Source organism: Terriglobia bacterium (assembly GCA_020072845.1).
Lineage (GTDB): Bacteria > Acidobacteriota > Terriglobia > Terriglobales > Acidobacteriaceae > JAIQGF01.
On sequence record JAIQGF010000011.1, the window covers coordinates 329165 to 344164 of the forward strand.

The following is a 15000-nucleotide window of genomic DNA, read 5'->3' on the forward strand; positions in this document are numbered from 1 at the left end:
TCAGCTTGCCGGCACAGCCACTTTGCTCAGGGAAGCTTCCAGCCGGGACATTCTTTCCTCGATGCCGGCCAGAGAGCCGGGTGCGATTTCCGCCTGCTTGTCGGGACGAAAGATGGGATTGTTCACCCACCAGTCCATGCCCATTTCCTTGGCTTTATCCACCGAGCAGATGACCAGGCGAATCTGGATGGAGAGCAGCTCGATGTCGACGAGCTTGACGCGGATGTCGCCGGCAATGACGATCCCTTTGTCCAGAACGCGCTCCAGCACGTCCGCCAGGGTGGAACTTTCCACCGAGTGCGACAGGCCGTGTTTTTGAATCATGACGTCTCCTTACAGAAGCTTCCCCAACGGGCCCAGGTCGAGGTTGAGATCTTCTTCTTCCAGGCCGAATTCTTTGCGCAGCCGTTCAATTTCCTGGCTTTGCTGCATCAGGGCCAGGCCCAGCCTTTCCACCTGCTCGGCGCTCAGGGACCCGGCCTCCACCCGCCGGATGGCTTGCCGCTCCAGCAATTCGTGCAGTACCTTGACGAGAGTCAGCACCAGTTGTCCCAGCCCGTTCTTGGTCTGGTTGCCCTCGAGGTTCAGGCGCGGGGTCCGGCAGCGCCGCATCTGGCGCGACTCGGGCGCGAGCAGCCGGTCGGCCTGCATCACCTGGGCAAAATCGCTCAGGTTGTCGGACTCCACCCGCGCCAGGTCACAAGGTCGCATTAGCCGTCTCCTCCCCGATGGGCGCCCCCGGATCCGCCGCGGCGCCATGCCAGCCCAGGCGAGCTGTTTCGATGGAAGTCAGCACCAGCTTCAGCCCCAGGTAGATGAGGTCAATTCCAGCTACCGAAATCGTGGCCTCCCCATCCACCACGACCCCCTTGTTCAGCACCCGGTCCAGCACCTCGCATAAGGAAATCTGCTGCGACTCCTTCAAGGCCAGGCGTGGCGCCGCGATCAGCCCTGCCGTGGTTGTGTTCTCAACCGGCATGGACTGCCATCGCTTTCCACCGCCCCGTTTGATACAGCGCTTCTCCCAGTTGGCGCAGCGCGTGCAGCCCGCGAATCTCTCCGTGGCGGTAGACCTGGGTGATGCGGCCGTGAAAGCTCCGTTTGAACCTCTCGCAAATCAGCGCTTCCCGGCGGTTCAGGGCCGAACACAACCCGCAATCGCTGGCGGGCGTGACCAGGTTGATGAACAGTCCCGGCACCGCGATTTCCAAGCGTCCACAGGCTGCCAGCAGATCGCGAGTCTCCTCAAAAGCCATCAGGGTTGGAATGCTCACCGCGTAGAGGGCCGATCCGGCCGGGTCCTTCAGCAACTGCCGTAGCTTTTTCAGGTTCTTGGACATCTCCACCAGTTTCTGGGAAAACTCGGTCAGCCGGAAAACCTGGCGGTACTTCAGCAGCACGGCAAAGAAGGCCTTCAGCCATTGATCGATAATCTCGGGCAGCTCCAACAGCCGGATCAGGTGGCCGGTGGCCGCCGAATCCAGCACCAGCACGTCGTAGTCCCGCGAAGCCAGCAGCGCCATCACGCTGGTCAAGCCCATCACCTCGTCCAATCCCGGCGGAGAAAGATCCAGGGTCCGTTCCAGGACCTCGCGGTCGAAGGCCAAATCGAAGTTGCTGGAAACCGACTCCAGAAACTTCTCGATGTCTCCTGCATACTGCTGCTTCAGCGCCTCGAATTCCGCCTGCGAGTTAATCTCCAGGGCGTCTAAGCCCGGGAGGATGCGTTTGGGCTCGGCCTCGATGGCCAGGTCCAGGCACCCCGACAGTGAGTGGGAGGGCCCGGTGGAAACCAGGAGAACTCTGCGTGATGAACTTTCCGCCAAGTGCAGGGCAGCGGCGCATGCCAGCGTGGTCTTGCCCACGCCGCCTTTGCCCGCGAAAATCAGCAGCGCAACTTCCGGCCGGGGAACCTGCATCCCCGCTCCTAGCTGGACTACCGGCGGCGCCATCTCCTCCGCCACCTCCGCCGCAGGCTGGCGGATGGGCCGGGCCGCATCCCAGAATGACTCCAGTGCGGTTGCTCCTCGAACTTCTTCCTCGTGCAAGGGAATGCCCCACAGCGCGAACCTGGGCAGGCAAGTCTGAAGGAACAGCTCGCGGAGAGAGAGCGCCTGCAGAAAGTATTCATGGCGGCAGACCCGGCAGCCATTCAACGGGTAGAGCTTGTTGACGATGATGTCGCGCACCGGCAGCTTGAGATAATCCGCCTCCTTCACGATCGAGACGGTTTCACTGAGGCTCATCGGCTCCGCCAGCATGACCAGAACGAGACTGCAGCGCTGGGAATCCGCCAGAACCTCCTCCACGCGCTTCACCGAGGCAGCCAGCTCTTCCAGGAATGCATCCAGTTCATCGCGCTCGCGGGAGCGGGCAAAGGCCCATCTCATGTAGCGGTGCTTGGCCAGCAGGGTCTCCAGCATGGCCAGCCACTTGCGCAGAAACTCCGGCATGGTCAGCAGGCGCAGGGTGTGGCCGCTGGGAGCGGTGTCGACCAGGATGCAGTCGTACACGCGTTGTTCCACCCAAGCGGCGATCTCCAGGAACGCCATCAACTCGTCCAGGCCGGGCAGAGAAAGGTCGAGGAAGCGGTTGATCTCGTCGTCGTCCAAGAAAGTTCCGCGCGCTGCGATTTCGCGCAGATGCTGGTTGTGCTTCTGCTTGAACTTCAGCAGATACGCCTCGGAGTCCAGCTCCAGAACTTTGAGGTTTTGCGGCGGGACCAGACCCGCCAGGCTGTCGGCGAGGGAGTGCGCCGGGTCGGTGGAGACCAGCAGAAACGATGATTGGGGCGCGCGCCTCGCCAGGCGCAATGCCGCGGCGGTGGCGCAGGTGGTCTTGCCCACACCGCCTTTTCCGCCGAAGATCAGCAACTGCAAGCTGCGAGGTTCCAGAAAGACCGGCTCCGGCATCTTCCCCGCGCCTTCCATGCCTCCCCCCACGCTTCCTTTCCGCTATTCGATCATCCGCTCCGGTCCCTGGATCTTGTCCAGCCGATCCAGCAGCACCTTCTCCTGCTCCGCGAATTCCTGCTCGGTGATCTTTCCCGTTTCTAGCCTCATGTAAAGAGTGCTGAGCTCCGCCGTGATGGACTCGGCGTCGCCGACCATCTCCTCCTGAGCGGCGCGGTGGATCTCCTCGAAAATCCAGAGCAGGCCGCGAAACGGGGCCAGCAGGATATCGTCCACCAGGATCACCGGCACCCTCCTCTTGAGCGCCTACAGGTCGAGCTTGACGTCCACGAAGTTGTGCGGCGCCCACGGCCCGTTGTAGTCGAGGGCAAAATTGTTGTCGAACTGCTTCGCCACCTCGAAAACCGCGGCCTCAAAGCTGGACATCGCCTCGCGCCGCACCAGGCACGTTAGGTTCATCACCTCGCGCTCGCTGCGGCATTTCAACGCCCGGATTTCAAATTCGCGGCCCTCCAACATTCCCATCGCCTGGGCCGCGTAGGCTTCCCGGTCCTGGTTCAGCAGCCGATCGAACATGCTGCCCACCTCAATCTTGTGTTCCTGCGTGGGCGCGCAGTTCACGCCCAGCAGCCGGTCCCGCGCCACCCGCAACTCGGGATGCGTGTTCACGAAATACTCAAAAATGTTGGGAACATCCCAAGTGACCCGCAGGCCCATCTCCACCTTGCCCGCCAGATGCTCCAGTTGCCCGGCCAGGGCTTTTTGGTTGCGCAGCAGCATCCGCCGCACCGCCGCCGGGCTCTCGGCCACCGTCCCAAACGACATGGGCAGCGGCGTGGTCTCCGCCATCAGCCTCTTCAAAACTTCATGGTGGGCGGCGAGATGAGCGCGCTCCGGACGCACCGACCCGTTCGGGAGGTCGCTGATCACGGCCGCGATGGTTCCGGTCGGGACCGAGTACACGTCATGGCCGTGGATGCCGAATCCTCCGTACACTTTGTCCTGGGCGCCGGCGATGATGGCGTACAGGTACGCCTTTTGGCGTACTGCCGGGCGCGGCGCCGGGGCCGGGAATTGGGTCGCGGCATGAGCTGTCAAACTATGGCTACGCACAGTGTTCTCCTTCGCCCGCCGGCTAGTAGCGGATGCGGAACGGATGAGCCCGCCCCCGCGACAGCGGCCTCGGCCCAGCGGCGGTTTTTTCTTTGCGCTCCGCCAGAGCCTGCAACAGGCGGGCTTGCTCCGCTTCGATTTCCGCGAGCCGGGCATCCAGCTCCGCCGCCCGCCGCAGGACGCTGGTCCGCTCCGTCGCCCGCCGGGTCTTCTCGATCTCCAGGCAGGCGATCTGCAGGTGCGCCCGATGCGGCACCACGGTCTGGTTCACCTTGCCCGCCAGAGTGCGAATGGTTCTGAGTCCTCGCAGTGGAATCGACATGGTTTACTCCTTCTCCCGTTCCCGCCGGCGCCCCCGGCCGGGCCGCCGCGGCGTTTCGCCGCACACTTTGCCGATCGTCTCTTCCACCTTGTCCGCCATCAGCGATTTGCCTTCGCGGGTGACTTTGGCGGTGTCGTTATTGAGCACGTCATGGCAGATGGTCCGGAAAATCTCATCCCCCGCCTTGGCCGAGCCGTGGTAGTGCGCCAGGATGCGGGCGATGGCGATGCCCGCGCGGATGGTCGGACGATGGTTGTTGACGCCAATGCCGCGCAGCTCGCGCAGGATGTCGATGATGGTCTCCGCGTCACCGCGCTCCAGCCCCGACTTGGCGATGGCGATGGCGATCTCGGTGTCGCGGTCGAAGTGCCCCAGGTTGATGGTGATCAGCCGGTCCAGCAGCGCGTCCTGGGTCTTGTGGACGCCGGCGTACTCTTCCGGGTTCGAGGTCAGAATCGCCCGAAACTCCGGATGCACGTGCAGATTGCCCTCTCCCGAGCGCCGCAGGTTGGGCAAACTCAGGATCTTGCCCTCCAGCACGCTGAGCAGGACATTGTTGGCCTCCGGCCGGGAGCGGTTGAATTCGTCGTAGATCAGCGTGTAGCCTTTCAGGCAGGCGGTGGTGAGACGGCGGTCTTCCCACACCGTGCTCAGGCTCTCTTCCGTCTTCACCACCGAGTGGATGTAATTGTCCACCAGTTTGGACTTGTGGTAGCCGGAGTCCTTGCCCACCAGGTCGGAACTGGCGTACTCGTCGTCGCCGTGGATCAGAATGACCGGCCGGCCGCGCCGGCTGGCTACGTGCAGCGCCAGCGTGGTCTTGCCGGTTCCCGCCGGGCCTGCGAAGTGCAGCGCGTACCCGACCTCCAGGTAGGCGAGCGCGCGGGCGGTCAGGGCGTCGACGTAGGGAGTCACCACAAAGCTGTCGCTGGGCTCGGGGACAACGTTGACCTCCTCGGCCAAGGTCCTCAGCTCGTCCTGGGAGTACAAGTGAAAGCCGTCGCCATTGGTAGGCGGCTCGGGGACGTCGGTGGCCTCCTCTGCTGGTTCAAAAACTGACGGCACGATGCTGCTCCTTTCGCGCTTCAACGCCGAGGCCGGCGCCGGGTTTTCCCGCGCCGGTGCCCGGTCTGGTGTTGCTTGTTTTTGGCTTGCTGTCGTTCGGCGGTTGCCCTGCCCTTCGGCGGCCGCCGTGCGGGCGCGGCGGCGCCATTAGTCGCACTGTTCCTCCTGATCCGGATTCTGGCTGCCGGGCCGCCCCGGGCGCCTGCCAGGCGTACGAGAGCTTCCCGCGCTCCGCCGCAGTCCGCCTCCAGACCGTCCAGCAGGCGCAAGACTTCTCGCCGCAGATCCGCCAGAAAATCCATCCGCCGGATCCTGCCCCGGCCGGCGGCCTCGGCCAGTTCCCGGGAGAAGCGAGTCAGCATGCGGGACACCGCTGCTCGCCGGTCCCGGGTTTCCTCCTCCCGGCTAGCCAGCAGCAACTCGCGCTGCCGGCGCAACCGTAGGATTTCGTCGTGGACTCGGAACAAGCCTTCCGCCATGCCGCCCATCGTGCTCCTCCTGGACCGCTGCCCGCCCTCAACTGGCAGCGGGCGGTGCTGCTGCCCTCCTCTGCCGCCTAGGCCTCTCGTTTGCCCCACATCCGCCGCACCATCGTCAGATCGTCCTGCATCTCCCTTGCCTGCTCGCTGACCCGGTGCTTGAGGTGGCCCAGGAAGCTGATCCGGTTGTCGTGGGCGAGCCTGGCTTTGCGCGCCAGCGCGTCGGCAAAGGCGGCGCAGCTTTTCACCACCTCCATCTGGCGCGCTTTGCTCGTCTCCGCCAGCTCCTTCTTCAGCCCTTCGCGGTTGGCCCGCAGAGTCTGGATCTCCTCGCACAACCGAGTCATGTCTTCGGTCAACTTAGCCACGGTGATTCTCCTTTCCTCTTCTTACCGTTCTGCTGCTCTCGCCGCGTTGACCAGAGGGGAGGGCCAGAAAGCGGCCCTCCACTTTGGCAGCGGCTTCCCACCTCAGCTACGGCTAGGCCGGAGCCGCGGCAGTTGCCGTCAGGCCGATAGCCTCGGCGTACTTCAGGTAGGTCTCGACAGAGGCGATCACTACCCGAGCCTCGACCGAGAGCAATTCGATCCCGACCAGCGATACCTTCGCCCACGCGTCGATGACGATGCCTTTATCAAGAATCCGATCGACCACTTCCGCCAGGCTGGAAGAATCGGTGGATTTCTGGACCTTCGCCATGTTGGTTCTCCTTTCCGGTAAGCAAAAATTTACCTTTTGTCGCAGTCGAGCTTGAACCGACGGCTGCGAACCCGTCTGCGGCACTAAGAGCAAGGCGCCTACCAGCGCAGGTGTGCAAATCTTTTCCCGTCCAGCGGCAGAAGACTCGCAGCATGAGTTGAGCCGCATGCCAACTGTGGCGCCGCGTTGTTGCCGGCCGAGTGCGCTCTTCCTCGCCGGCCGCGTAAGTCCCTGTAATGCTGGACTTCGGCCTGACGAGAGAAAGCGAGTCGTGGTGGCCCGGACGGGGTGGAGTTGTTGGGGAACTGGCGCCGCGCCGGCGCGGCAGGAAGACGAGGCACACACGCTACGCCACGCCACGACCGCCGCCGCTCCTGCCCGCTCGGGCGCGCAAACCATGGAGCGCAAGCGTCAACAGTGGGGCATGGTGTCCACAGACGAAGAAAAAGAGCTCGCTGGGTTACAGAATCGCGCCGCCAGGATTGCCATCGACGAAGTTGTACGGCGGCCACGGCCCGCTCAAGAGCAGCTTGACCGGCTGGTTCCGGGAACTCTGCCGGCTCGTCCGGCGAAAACATTCCACCGCCGCGCGCGGCACCAGGAAGTAAAGACGGAGCAGGCGGTCGCGAGAAGGCCGCTCCACCTTGCGGCGGACGAACAGCCCGGCGACGGACGCCGAAATCTCTTCCACCAGCTCGCTCTCCCGCTGCACCATCCGGTCGGCGCTGCGGTAGGAGAGCTTTTTGGCCAACAGATAAGAAGCGCCCGGCGGCTCGGCGGAGCGAAGCTGCGCCGGCGCAACCGCCGCCGAGTCCGTCTGGGCGCGGCCAGGGGAGCCGTCGAGCAGAAGCTGGATCCCCATCTCGGCGCACCCGTCGAGTGCATGCAGCAAAGCACGGTATTCCGCCTGATGTGTTTCCAATAGCGCCTTGACCTCGCGTTGCTCGCCGACCACGGCGCCGTAGCGCAGCGGAATCACCGTCCGGTGGCGGAAGAAAAACTCGACCACCTGCTCGTGCGCGACCAGGCTGGGGACATCCGCCGGCGCCCCGGCTTGGGCCAGCGCGGAAACCGCCGCGCCCAAGTCTTGGTGCTCCAGCACCGCCACCGGTTGGCCGGCCACGCCGGCGGGCAGCGTCAGTTCCGGCGGCCAAGGGCCGCGGAAGATCGCGTACAGCAGGTTACTCATGGTGCTTCCGCCCCAGCCAGCGCGGGAACGAAACGGAAAGGCGGCCAGGGGCCGGAACGTTCAAACTGCAATCCTTCGACGGCGTGCTCCAGGTTGGCGCGGTCGACTTCCTGCAGGAACGAAGCTGCCTTCGATTCGTGCAGCAGGAACGCCCAATTCAGCACCTCCTCGGCTTGGTTGTCGGAGCACTCGCGGGCCCGCGGGGCGCATTCCCGGAAGTCGGCGGCGTGCTGGGCCAGATTGTGCGCGACTTGCCGCTGGGTCCGCTCCAGCCAGCCTCCCAGTTCCTGCTCCGCCTGTTGGCGGATGCGCTTCTCGGTGAAGTAGCGCATCCCCTCGGGGAGGCCGGACAGATGGCGCTGTTCGGCCGCCAGCCTTTCCGCCGCCCGCACCTGCTGGGCGCGCACTCGGTCGAACCGGCCTTGCACCGACCATTCCCGGTGGCCGGCCACCCGGCCCAGAAACTCCGCAATGACTTCCCGGTGCGCATCCATGAATTGGGTCAGGGCGGGCAACGACGAGAACAGCGTGCCGAGGCGCGCCGGCAATACCGGAGAATGTTCCATCACTTCTTCGATCACCGCCTCGTGGCGCAGCGCGCGCGGCCCCACCCAGGACAACTGCTCCATCCGCCGTTCCGCCTCCGGGCCACAGAAGTCTTCGCGCGCCACCTCGGCGATGACCGCGCACACTTCCGCGGAATGGCGGAAGATACGCACCGGGCTGCGCTCGTCGACACCGCTGCCCGCCACCTGCCGGGCCTCCTCGGGGCGGGCAAAGCAGAACAGGTAGAGGACGACTTCGCTTTCCGCCATCAAGTCAGTTTTCCGGCCCGGAGGCCGGCCTCCTCCATCGCCGCTTCCAGGTCTTCCGGCTCAATGGCGACCCGCGCCGGAACGCCTGCGGTCTTGTCGGCGGCGTGCACGGCGCGCCGGATGGCGCGCAGGGCGGCCTGGTGGCATAACGAGCTGATCTCGGCGCCGCCATAGCCCTCGCTGCGCGACGCCAGATCTTGCGCGCTCACCTCGGCGGCCAGCGGTTTGTTGCGCAAGTGCACCTGGAAAATTTCCCGGCGCCCGTCTTCGTCGGGAAGCGGGATCTCCACAATTTCATCGAAGCGGCCGGGCCGCACGATGGCCGGGTCCAGCATGTCGGCGCGGTTGGTGGCGCCCAGCACCAGCACCCCCCGCAATTCTTCCACTCCATCCAACTCGGCCAGGAACTGGCTCAGAACCCGTTCCGAGACGTGCGAGTCGGAGCCGCCGTTACCACGGCTGGGCACGAGCGCGTCGATCTCGTCGAAGAAAACAATGCAAGGGGCCGCCTGCCGCGCCTTGCGAAAGATGTCGCGCACCGCCCGCTCCGACTCTCCCACGTACTTGGAGAGCAGCTCCGGCCCTTTGACCGAGATGAAATTCACCTTGGTCTCGCTGGCCATGGCTTTGGCCAGCAGGGTCTTGCCGCATCCCGGAGGCCCCGACAGCAGGATTCCCTTGGGCGGCTTGACGCCGGCCTGGCTGAACAGGTCGGGGTAGCGCAGCGGCCACTCCACCGCCTCCACCAGGCGCGCCTTGACCTCCGCCAGCCCGCCGACGTCCTCCCAGCTCACGTTGGGGACATCGACGAACACCTCGCGCATGGCGGAAGGCTCGATGGTCTGCAGCGCGGCCAGGAAATCGTCCATCTCGACTTCCAGCTTGGCCAGTTGGTCGTAGGGGATGCGGGCCAGGCCGAAGTCCACGTCCGGCAAGATGCGGCGCAGGCAGATCATCGCCGACTCGCGGCACAGCGCTTCCAAGTCAGCCCCCACGAAACCGTGGGTGATGGCCGCGAGGTGGGGCAGGTCGACTTCTTTCCCCAGCGGCATGCCGCGGCTGTGGATCTCCAGAATCTGCAGGCGCCCTGGGCGGTCGGGAATGGGGATGGAAATCTCCCGGTCAAACCGCCCCGGCCGGCGCAGCGCCGGGTCCAGTACTTGCGGCAGGTTGGTGGCCGCGATCACGATCACTTTGCGCCGGCTGGCGAGCCCGTCCATCAGCGCCAGCAACTGCGCCACCACCCGCTTCTCCACGTCGCCCACCACCTGCTCGCGGCGGGGGGCAATGGCGTCGATTTCGTCGAGGAAAATAATGCTGGGGGCCTTGCGGTCGGCCTCCTCGAAGATCTTCCGCAGATGCGCTTCGCTCTCGCCGTAAAACTTGTGGATGACCTCGGGGCCGCTGACGGAGAAGAAGCTGGCCTGGGTCTCGTGGGCGATGGCGCGGGCGATCAGCGTCTTGCCGCAGCCCGGTGGCCCGTACAGCAGCACTCCTTTGGGCGCGTCGATCCCCAGACGCTCGAAGACCTCGGGGTAGCGCAGAGGAAGCTCGATCATCTCCCGGATGCGGGTCAGGTGAGGCTTCAGCCCGCCAATGTCCTCGTAGGAAATGGCGCGCGCGGCGGCTTGCTGCGGCTTTGTCTTGGAGATCAGCAACTGGGTGCCGGGCCCGATCAGCACCGGGCCCTTGGGCACCGTGCTCTCCACCTTGAAGTCGGCCCAGCGCGATCCGAACAAGGTGGCCCGGATGCGGTTCTCCGCCAGGACCGGCAACCCGTCCAGACGGCTGCCGATGTAGTCCATGTCGCGCTCCGAGGGGACGACGTTGGTGGGGAGCAGAACCACGCGCTCCGCCGCCGGGCAGGAAATAGGTCGTGCCACGATATGTTCATCCAGCCCGACGGCCGCGTTTTCCCGCGTCAGCCCGTCCAGTTGCACCTGGGACTGGTCTCGCATGTCCTTAAATCCGGGCATGGCCTTGCAGACGGTCCGGGCCTTGCCGGCGACTTCCACGATGTCTCCGACCTCCACCCCCAGCCGGGCCAGGTCCTCCGGCCCCATGCGGGCGTAGGCCCGGCCCACGTCCTTGCTGAGCGCCTCGCTGACTTTCAGCTTCAGTGGCTTGCCGCCCATTTCATTACCGCTCCCTTGGCTTTCGAACTACTTCACCCACCGGATTTCCAGCACCCCGTTATTGCAGCTGACCTGCATCTTCTCTTTCGGGACGCTGCGCGGCAGGAGAACTTCCTTGCGGTACTTCTTGTCGCCGCGCTCGGCGGCGATGGTCAGAACATCGTCCTCCAGTTCGATATGGACATCTTCCTTACTGGTGCCGGGCAGCTCCGCCAGTACCAGCAAGTACTTCTCTTCGTCGAAGATATCCACCATCGGCTCGCGCACTTCCTGGACCTCGGTGCGCCCCGAGCTGGCGTCGCGGCGAATATTGCCAAACGGCTCGATGCGCGGCCCCTGATCTCCCAGGCCCACTTTCACGGTGAATCCGTAGATGCCCCGGACTTGTTCTCCCGAGCCGCGAATGGTTCCGGTCTTGGATATCTCGCCCTGCTGTTCCAGGTCGGCCAGTTTTTCCACCAGGTCGCCCAGGCCGCGGAGGATGCCTCCGAGGCCGCCTTCCAGTCCGCCGCGTGTGTCTTTCTCTCTCGTCTTTTCCACTTAGAGCTCTCCTTTTCTCGTTCTGTCGGAAAGAATGCCGTACTCTTTGAGTTTCAGGTGAATGGTCTTGTAGTCGATGTGCAGCAAGCGCGAAGCCTTGGCTTTGTTGCCGCCGGTTTCGCGCAGCACGCGCAGCAGAATCTCGCGCTCCAGGGCAGCGGTCTTTTGTTGCACGATGTCTCTCAGGGACAAGCCGTTCCAGGGCTTCTGCCCGGCCACCGCATAGCCCGCATCGTGCTCCGCATTCGCCGTGCTCTGTGGCGGGGCGCTGGGAATGGCGAGATGATGCTGGCTGATGGTGTCATCGGCCAGTAGAACCGCCCGCCGGATCATGGAGCGCAGCTCGCGGACGTTGCCCGGCCAGTGGTAGGCCAGCAGGGCATCGACCGCCGCCTGGGTAAAGCTCTCGACCTTCTTGTGCAGCTCGGCGTTGGTGAGCTTGAGAAACCGCTGGGCCAGATAGACGATGTCTTCCCGCCGCTCCCGCAAGGGGGGAACGTTGATGGTGAATTCGTTCAGGCGGAAATAGACATCGCGGCGAAACAGGCCTTCCTTGCACTCCGCCAGGTGGTGCAGATCCTGATTGCTGGCCGCCAGAACCCGCACATCCACGCGGATGGGCTGCGTACCCCCAATGCGGCAAATGGTTCGCTCCTGCAGCACGCGCAGAAGCTTGGCCTGCGATCCCAGAGGCATATTGGAAACTTCGTCCAGGAAAAAGGTTCCGCCCGAGGCCATTTCGAACTTCCCCATCCGCCGCTGGTCCGCCCCGGTGTAGGCCCCTTTCTCGTATCCGAATAGCTCGCTGTCCAGCAGCGTCTCCGGGATGGCGCCGCAGTCCACGGTGAGCAGCGGACTCTGCGAGCGGAAGCTCAGGGCGTGAGTGGCGCGCGCCACCAACTCCTTGCCCGTCCCGGTTTCCCCCAGAATCAGCACGCTGAAGTTGGTTTTGGCGACGCGGGCGACCTCCGAGGCCAGGCGGTCGATGACGCTGCTGGGGCCCATCGACTCCCGCAGCGAGGCCTCGTCTTCCACCTGCAAGGACAGGCAGCGCACCTTGCGCTTGAGGGAACGCTCGTTCAAGGCGCGGAATACCACCCGCAGCACTTCGTGGTGCTTGAGCGGCTTCTCCAGGTAGTCGTGGGCGCCCGCCCGCATGGCGGCCACCGCTCCCCGAATCTCCGGCGTGTGCGTCATCAGAATCACCGGCAGGTCCTGATCCAGCGCCTTGGCTGCCTTCAAGGCCTGGATGCCGTCCATGTCCGGCAATCGGGAAGCCAGGATCAGCGCGTCGGGAACCTCGGTGCGAATTTTTTCCAGGCCGGCTTCCCCGGTGTGGGCGATGATCGCGGTCAGGCCCTCCTGCCCCACGTACTCAGACAGCAGGCTGCACGCCTCCGCTTGCTCGTCCACGATCAGAATCTTGTTTCCCGCAGTCATGTAGCGTTCTGTCTCCCACGTCAAGGATGGTGAATGGGCAGATGGCGAATGGGGCGGACTACTCGGATGTCTTTGGCCAGCCAAGACTCCACCGAGTGCAGCATGCCCAGAAAAAGCAGGCCGGTTTCGCCCTGCTGGAGGGTGGTGTTGATCCTGGCGCCGAGGAACTGGTCGCGCCGCTGGAGCAAGGAATCCCGCAAATTCCTGCCTCGGGACGCGGCCCGCGCCGGGACTTTGGACGGCGGCACGGAGAAAGCTTGCTGCTGGAGCTGATACTCCTCGACCAGCAACTCGGAGGATTCCGTGCCCATGATGGTGGCGCCCTTTTCCTTCAGTTTCAGCAGCAGTTGATGGTTGCGGCTCCCCGCCTTGGCCAGCTCGCTCACGATCTCCAACTCGCGGCCGCACACCGGCAACCCATCCTGGTAGACACGGAGCCGCTCGTAGGGAATTGCCAGGCCCTCGAGGGTCTGTTCGATTTGCGTCCACAGCCGGGTGACCAACTCGAAATTGCGTTCCAAGCTTTTCTTGCCCAGCTTCGCCACTTTCATGCGCTGGATTGGCTCGCTGAGCGCTCCCATGTCGGCTTGAGTGTGAATGATGGGAATCAGGATCAGAGTCCGCAGGCCCGCCGGGCGGTTGAGAGGACCGGAGGCAGGTTGGTTTCTTCTCTCCATGATTCGCACGAGCTATCTTTCGGAGGGTACCGCAGGAGTGACGGGAGCAACAGCAGTAGGAAATGTTTTGTTAAGCCATCAGTGCCGGATCGGGTTGGCGTTCAAATTAGAACTCGCCGCTTTGCTTCGCTGTGACCGCCGCTCGTCGCCGTTTTGCGCCACGCGAACGTGAGCACCACGGCGATGTACAGCATCAAGACGGCCGCTGACGACGTTCGCAGCGCAATGGCGAAGCTGGAGGACAACATTGAGAACGCAAGGCAGACCCCAGAAATCGTTGGGGACAACTTCAGGACACGCAACCTCAATTCCACCGCAGGATCTTTCCACACTGCACTGAGGCTGAAGCGATTGGGATTGCATGAAACTGGCGGAGGGAGAGGGATTCGAACTTGAGGCGCTTACGCGGCGTGAGCGAAGCGGGAGCCGCGTGCCGAAATCCCGAGCGCAGCGAGGGACCTCAATAGAGAGCTGGCGGAGGGAGAGGGATTCGAACCCCCGGTACCCTTTCGGGCACAGCGGTTTTCAAGACCGCCCGTTTCGACCACTCACGCATCCCTCCGGGTTCACTTTCAGTAGTTTACCAGCGCTTGTTAGTTCTGCTGATGGCTACTGTGGGGACTTTTGTGGGGACCCACCACGCTCGAACTGCGAAACACTTGGCCTGAGTTCGTGAGCCGCGCTGTCGATCAATGGGCCTACGGGCAAGGTCTTCACTGGCACACGATCCAGCCAGGACGGCCGATGGAGAACGGCTACGTGGAGAGCTTCAACGGGCGCTTCCGTGACGAGTGCCTGAACGAGAACTGGTTCACCGATCTGGCCGATGCCAGGGAGAAGATCGCGCAGTGGAAGCAGGACTACAACGAAATGCGTCCGCACAGCAGCTTGCAGTACCGTACACCAGTGGAGTTTGCAGCGCAGGCGGCAGCGAGCTTCTACAGAGATGGAGTGGGGCAAGAGGCCTCAAACGCCGGCCCCTTGCCCCACGCCCCCATCCCCGCTACGCAGGAAGGAGCGTGGGGCGAACAAAAACCGGAGAAAGTCTCGTTATCCGTGGACTAACAATGGGGGGCAGGTCACCGATTGGCTCTCTGTTAGGAACCCTTCCCGGTGAGCTTGACCGTCTGTGGACTGTTGCTGGCGTCATCATTAATCGTCAGCGTTCCGGTCCTAGAAGGCCTCTCGTAAATGAACCGAACTGAGCAACAAGTCCTCGAAGTTGTTGAATCGACGATGCTGCGCTTTGCGCTCCAACCAAGCATCAGTTCATCACGGTCATGCAGTTACAACAACTTACGCTTGTGTTGCAACTGCTTCTAGACAGAAGTGACGCCTATGCGGTGCGAACGGATGGTGCGGTTTCGCGCTTGCGCTGCTCTTTTTCCACCCACTCTACGAAGAGGTTTTGGAATTCTTCCTGCGTGTAAATTCCCTTTTGCATCAGGAGAGAGTTCATCGCGTAAATCGTAGCCTTGAATCCTTCGTCTCTTGTGGATGCCTGAAGTGCCTCTTCAAACGACATGTTCGCCCTCTCCACTGCTCCTATCCAATTACAAATCGGAGTGCAATTAAAGCATAGGAATCGAACGAATCAACAAAGAAGTTTGAAAC

17 protein-coding genes and 1 tRNA gene are annotated in these 15000 nt (G+C 63.5%); 1 reads left to right on the top strand and 17 read right to left on the bottom strand.

Annotation, left to right across the window (positions count from 1 at the left end):
• From LAN70_12990 to LAN70_13065, 16 genes are all read right to left on the bottom strand, one after another.
• Positions 1-324, bottom strand: a complete 324-nt coding sequence (locus LAN70_12990) for a gas vesicle protein (protein ID MBZ5512069.1) — start codon at positions 322-324, stop codon at positions 1-3.
• A gap of 9 nt (positions 325-333) precedes the next feature.
• The gene (locus LAN70_12995) at positions 334-711 is read right to left on the bottom strand and encodes a gas vesicle protein K (GenBank protein ID MBZ5512070.1); all 378 of its coding nucleotides are present in this window, start codon (positions 709-711) and stop codon (positions 334-336) included.
• Complete coding sequence (locus tag LAN70_13000) at positions 698-979, bottom strand: gas vesicle protein (protein ID MBZ5512071.1); 282 nt, start codon at positions 977-979, stop codon at positions 698-700. The genes LAN70_12995 and LAN70_13000 overlap by 14 nt, the downstream gene beginning before the upstream one ends.
• Positions 969-2942: an ArsA family ATPase gene (locus LAN70_13005; GenBank protein ID MBZ5512072.1), complete on the bottom strand. Its 1974-nt coding sequence runs from the start codon at positions 2940-2942 to the stop codon at positions 969-971. Before LAN70_13005 ends, LAN70_13000 begins: the two co-directional genes overlap by 11 nt.
• 12 nt (positions 2943-2954) lie before the next feature.
• Positions 2955-3197, bottom strand: a complete 243-nt coding sequence (locus LAN70_13010) for a gas vesicle protein GvpG (protein ID MBZ5512073.1) — start codon at positions 3195-3197, stop codon at positions 2955-2957.
• A gap of 21 nt (positions 3198-3218) precedes the next feature.
• Positions 3219-4181: a GvpL/GvpF family gas vesicle protein gene (locus tag LAN70_13015; protein ID MBZ5512074.1), complete on the bottom strand. Its 963-nt coding sequence runs from the start codon at positions 4179-4181 to the stop codon at positions 3219-3221.
• A gap of 169 nt (positions 4182-4350) precedes the next feature.
• Positions 4351-5265 carry a gas vesicle protein GvpN gene (gvpN, locus tag LAN70_13020; protein ID MBZ5512075.1) on the bottom strand — a complete coding sequence of 305 codons (915 nt, stop codon included), beginning with the start codon at positions 5263-5265 and terminating at the stop codon, positions 4351-4353.
• Between the two features lie 703 nt (positions 5266-5968).
• A complete protein-coding gene (locus LAN70_13025; GenBank protein MBZ5512076.1) occupies positions 5969-6259 on the bottom strand; it encodes a hypothetical protein in 291 nt (96 codons plus the stop codon).
• 112 nt (positions 6260-6371) lie between these two features.
• On the bottom strand, positions 6372-6590 hold the full coding sequence (gvpA, locus tag LAN70_13030) for a gas vesicle structural protein GvpA (protein ID MBZ5512077.1): 219 nt from the start codon (positions 6588-6590) through the stop codon (positions 6372-6374).
• Positions 6591-7050: 460 nt separating this feature from the next.
• Positions 7051-7779 (bottom strand): GvpL/GvpF family gas vesicle protein, encoded by a 729-nt coding sequence (locus LAN70_13035; protein MBZ5512078.1) that lies wholly within the window; start codon positions 7777-7779, stop codon positions 7051-7053.
• Entirely contained in the window at positions 7776-8594 is an 819-nt protein-coding gene (locus LAN70_13040; GenBank protein MBZ5512079.1) for a GvpL/GvpF family gas vesicle protein, read from the bottom strand. The genes LAN70_13035 and LAN70_13040 overlap by 4 nt, the downstream gene beginning before the upstream one ends.
• Positions 8594-10729, bottom strand: coding sequence for a CDC48 family AAA ATPase (locus LAN70_13045; GenBank protein MBZ5512080.1), 2136 nt, complete (start codon positions 10727-10729; stop codon positions 8594-8596). Before LAN70_13045 ends, LAN70_13040 begins: the two co-directional genes overlap by 1 nt.
• A gap of 27 nt (positions 10730-10756) precedes the next feature.
• On the bottom strand, positions 10757-11269 hold the full coding sequence (locus LAN70_13050) for an Hsp20/alpha crystallin family protein (protein MBZ5512081.1): 513 nt from the start codon (positions 11267-11269) through the stop codon (positions 10757-10759).
• Positions 11270-12709, bottom strand: coding sequence for a sigma-54 dependent transcriptional regulator (locus tag LAN70_13055; protein ID MBZ5512082.1), 1440 nt, complete (start codon positions 12707-12709; stop codon positions 11270-11272).
• A 20-nt stretch (positions 12710-12729) separates the two neighbouring features.
• Positions 12730-13386 carry a hypothetical protein gene (locus LAN70_13060; GenBank protein MBZ5512083.1) on the bottom strand — a complete coding sequence of 219 codons (657 nt, stop codon included), beginning with the start codon at positions 13384-13386 and terminating at the stop codon, positions 12730-12732.
• 472 nt (positions 13387-13858) lie between these two features.
• Positions 13859-13948 (bottom strand) — tRNA-Ser (locus LAN70_13065).
• Positions 13949-14130: 182 nt separating this feature from the next.
• Between LAN70_13065 and LAN70_13070 the strand changes: the two genes are divergently transcribed.
• Entirely contained in the window at positions 14131-14451 is a 321-nt protein-coding gene (locus LAN70_13070) for a transposase (protein ID MBZ5512084.1), read from the top strand.
• 271 nt (positions 14452-14722) lie between these two features.
• On the opposite strand, the gene LAN70_13075 is transcribed toward LAN70_13070, so the two are convergent.
• The gene (locus LAN70_13075; GenBank protein ID MBZ5512085.1) at positions 14723-14911 is read right to left on the bottom strand and encodes a hypothetical protein; all 189 of its coding nucleotides are present in this window, start codon (positions 14909-14911) and stop codon (positions 14723-14725) included.
• Positions 14912-15000: the final 89 nt, after the last annotated feature.

Excerpts from the sequence above, each read along its gene's own strand:
- LAN70_12990 (MBZ5512069.1), bottom strand. The coding sequence starts at position 324 with ATGATTCAAAAACACGGCCTGTCGCACTCGGTGGAAAGTTCCACCCTG.
- LAN70_12995 (MBZ5512070.1), bottom strand. The coding sequence starts at position 711 with ATGCGACCTTGTGACCTGGCGCGGGTGGAGTCCGACAACCTGAGCGAT.
- LAN70_13000 (MBZ5512071.1), bottom strand. The coding sequence starts at position 979 with ATGCCGGTTGAGAACACAACCACGGCAGGGCTGATCGCGGCGCCACGC.
- LAN70_13015 (MBZ5512074.1), bottom strand. The coding sequence starts at position 4,181 with ATGCCCGGCTCGCGGAAATCGAAGCGGAGCAAGCCCGCCTGTTGCAGG.
- gvpA (MBZ5512077.1), bottom strand. The coding sequence starts at position 6,590 with ATGGCGAAGGTCCAGAAATCCACCGATTCTTCCAGCCTGGCGGAAGTG.
- LAN70_13035 (MBZ5512078.1), bottom strand. The coding sequence starts at position 7,779 with ATGAGTAACCTGCTGTACGCGATCTTCCGCGGCCCTTGGCCGCCGGAA.
- LAN70_13040 (MBZ5512079.1), bottom strand. The coding sequence starts at position 8,594 with ATGGCGGAAAGCGAAGTCGTCCTCTACCTGTTCTGCTTTGCCCGCCCC.
- LAN70_13045 (MBZ5512080.1), bottom strand. The coding sequence starts at position 10,729 with ATGGGCGGCAAGCCACTGAAGCTGAAAGTCAGCGAGGCGCTCAGCAAG.
- LAN70_13055 (MBZ5512082.1), bottom strand. The coding sequence starts at position 12,709 with ATGACTGCGGGAAACAAGATTCTGATCGTGGACGAGCAAGCGGAGGCG.
- LAN70_13060 (MBZ5512083.1), bottom strand. The coding sequence starts at position 13,386 with ATGGAGAGAAGAAACCAACCTGCCTCCGGTCCTCTCAACCGCCCGGCG.
- LAN70_13070 (MBZ5512084.1), top strand. The coding sequence starts at position 14,131 with ATGGAGAACGGCTACGTGGAGAGCTTCAACGGGCGCTTCCGTGACGAG.
- LAN70_13075 (MBZ5512085.1), bottom strand. The coding sequence starts at position 14,911 with ATGTCGTTTGAAGAGGCACTTCAGGCATCCACAAGAGACGAAGGATTC.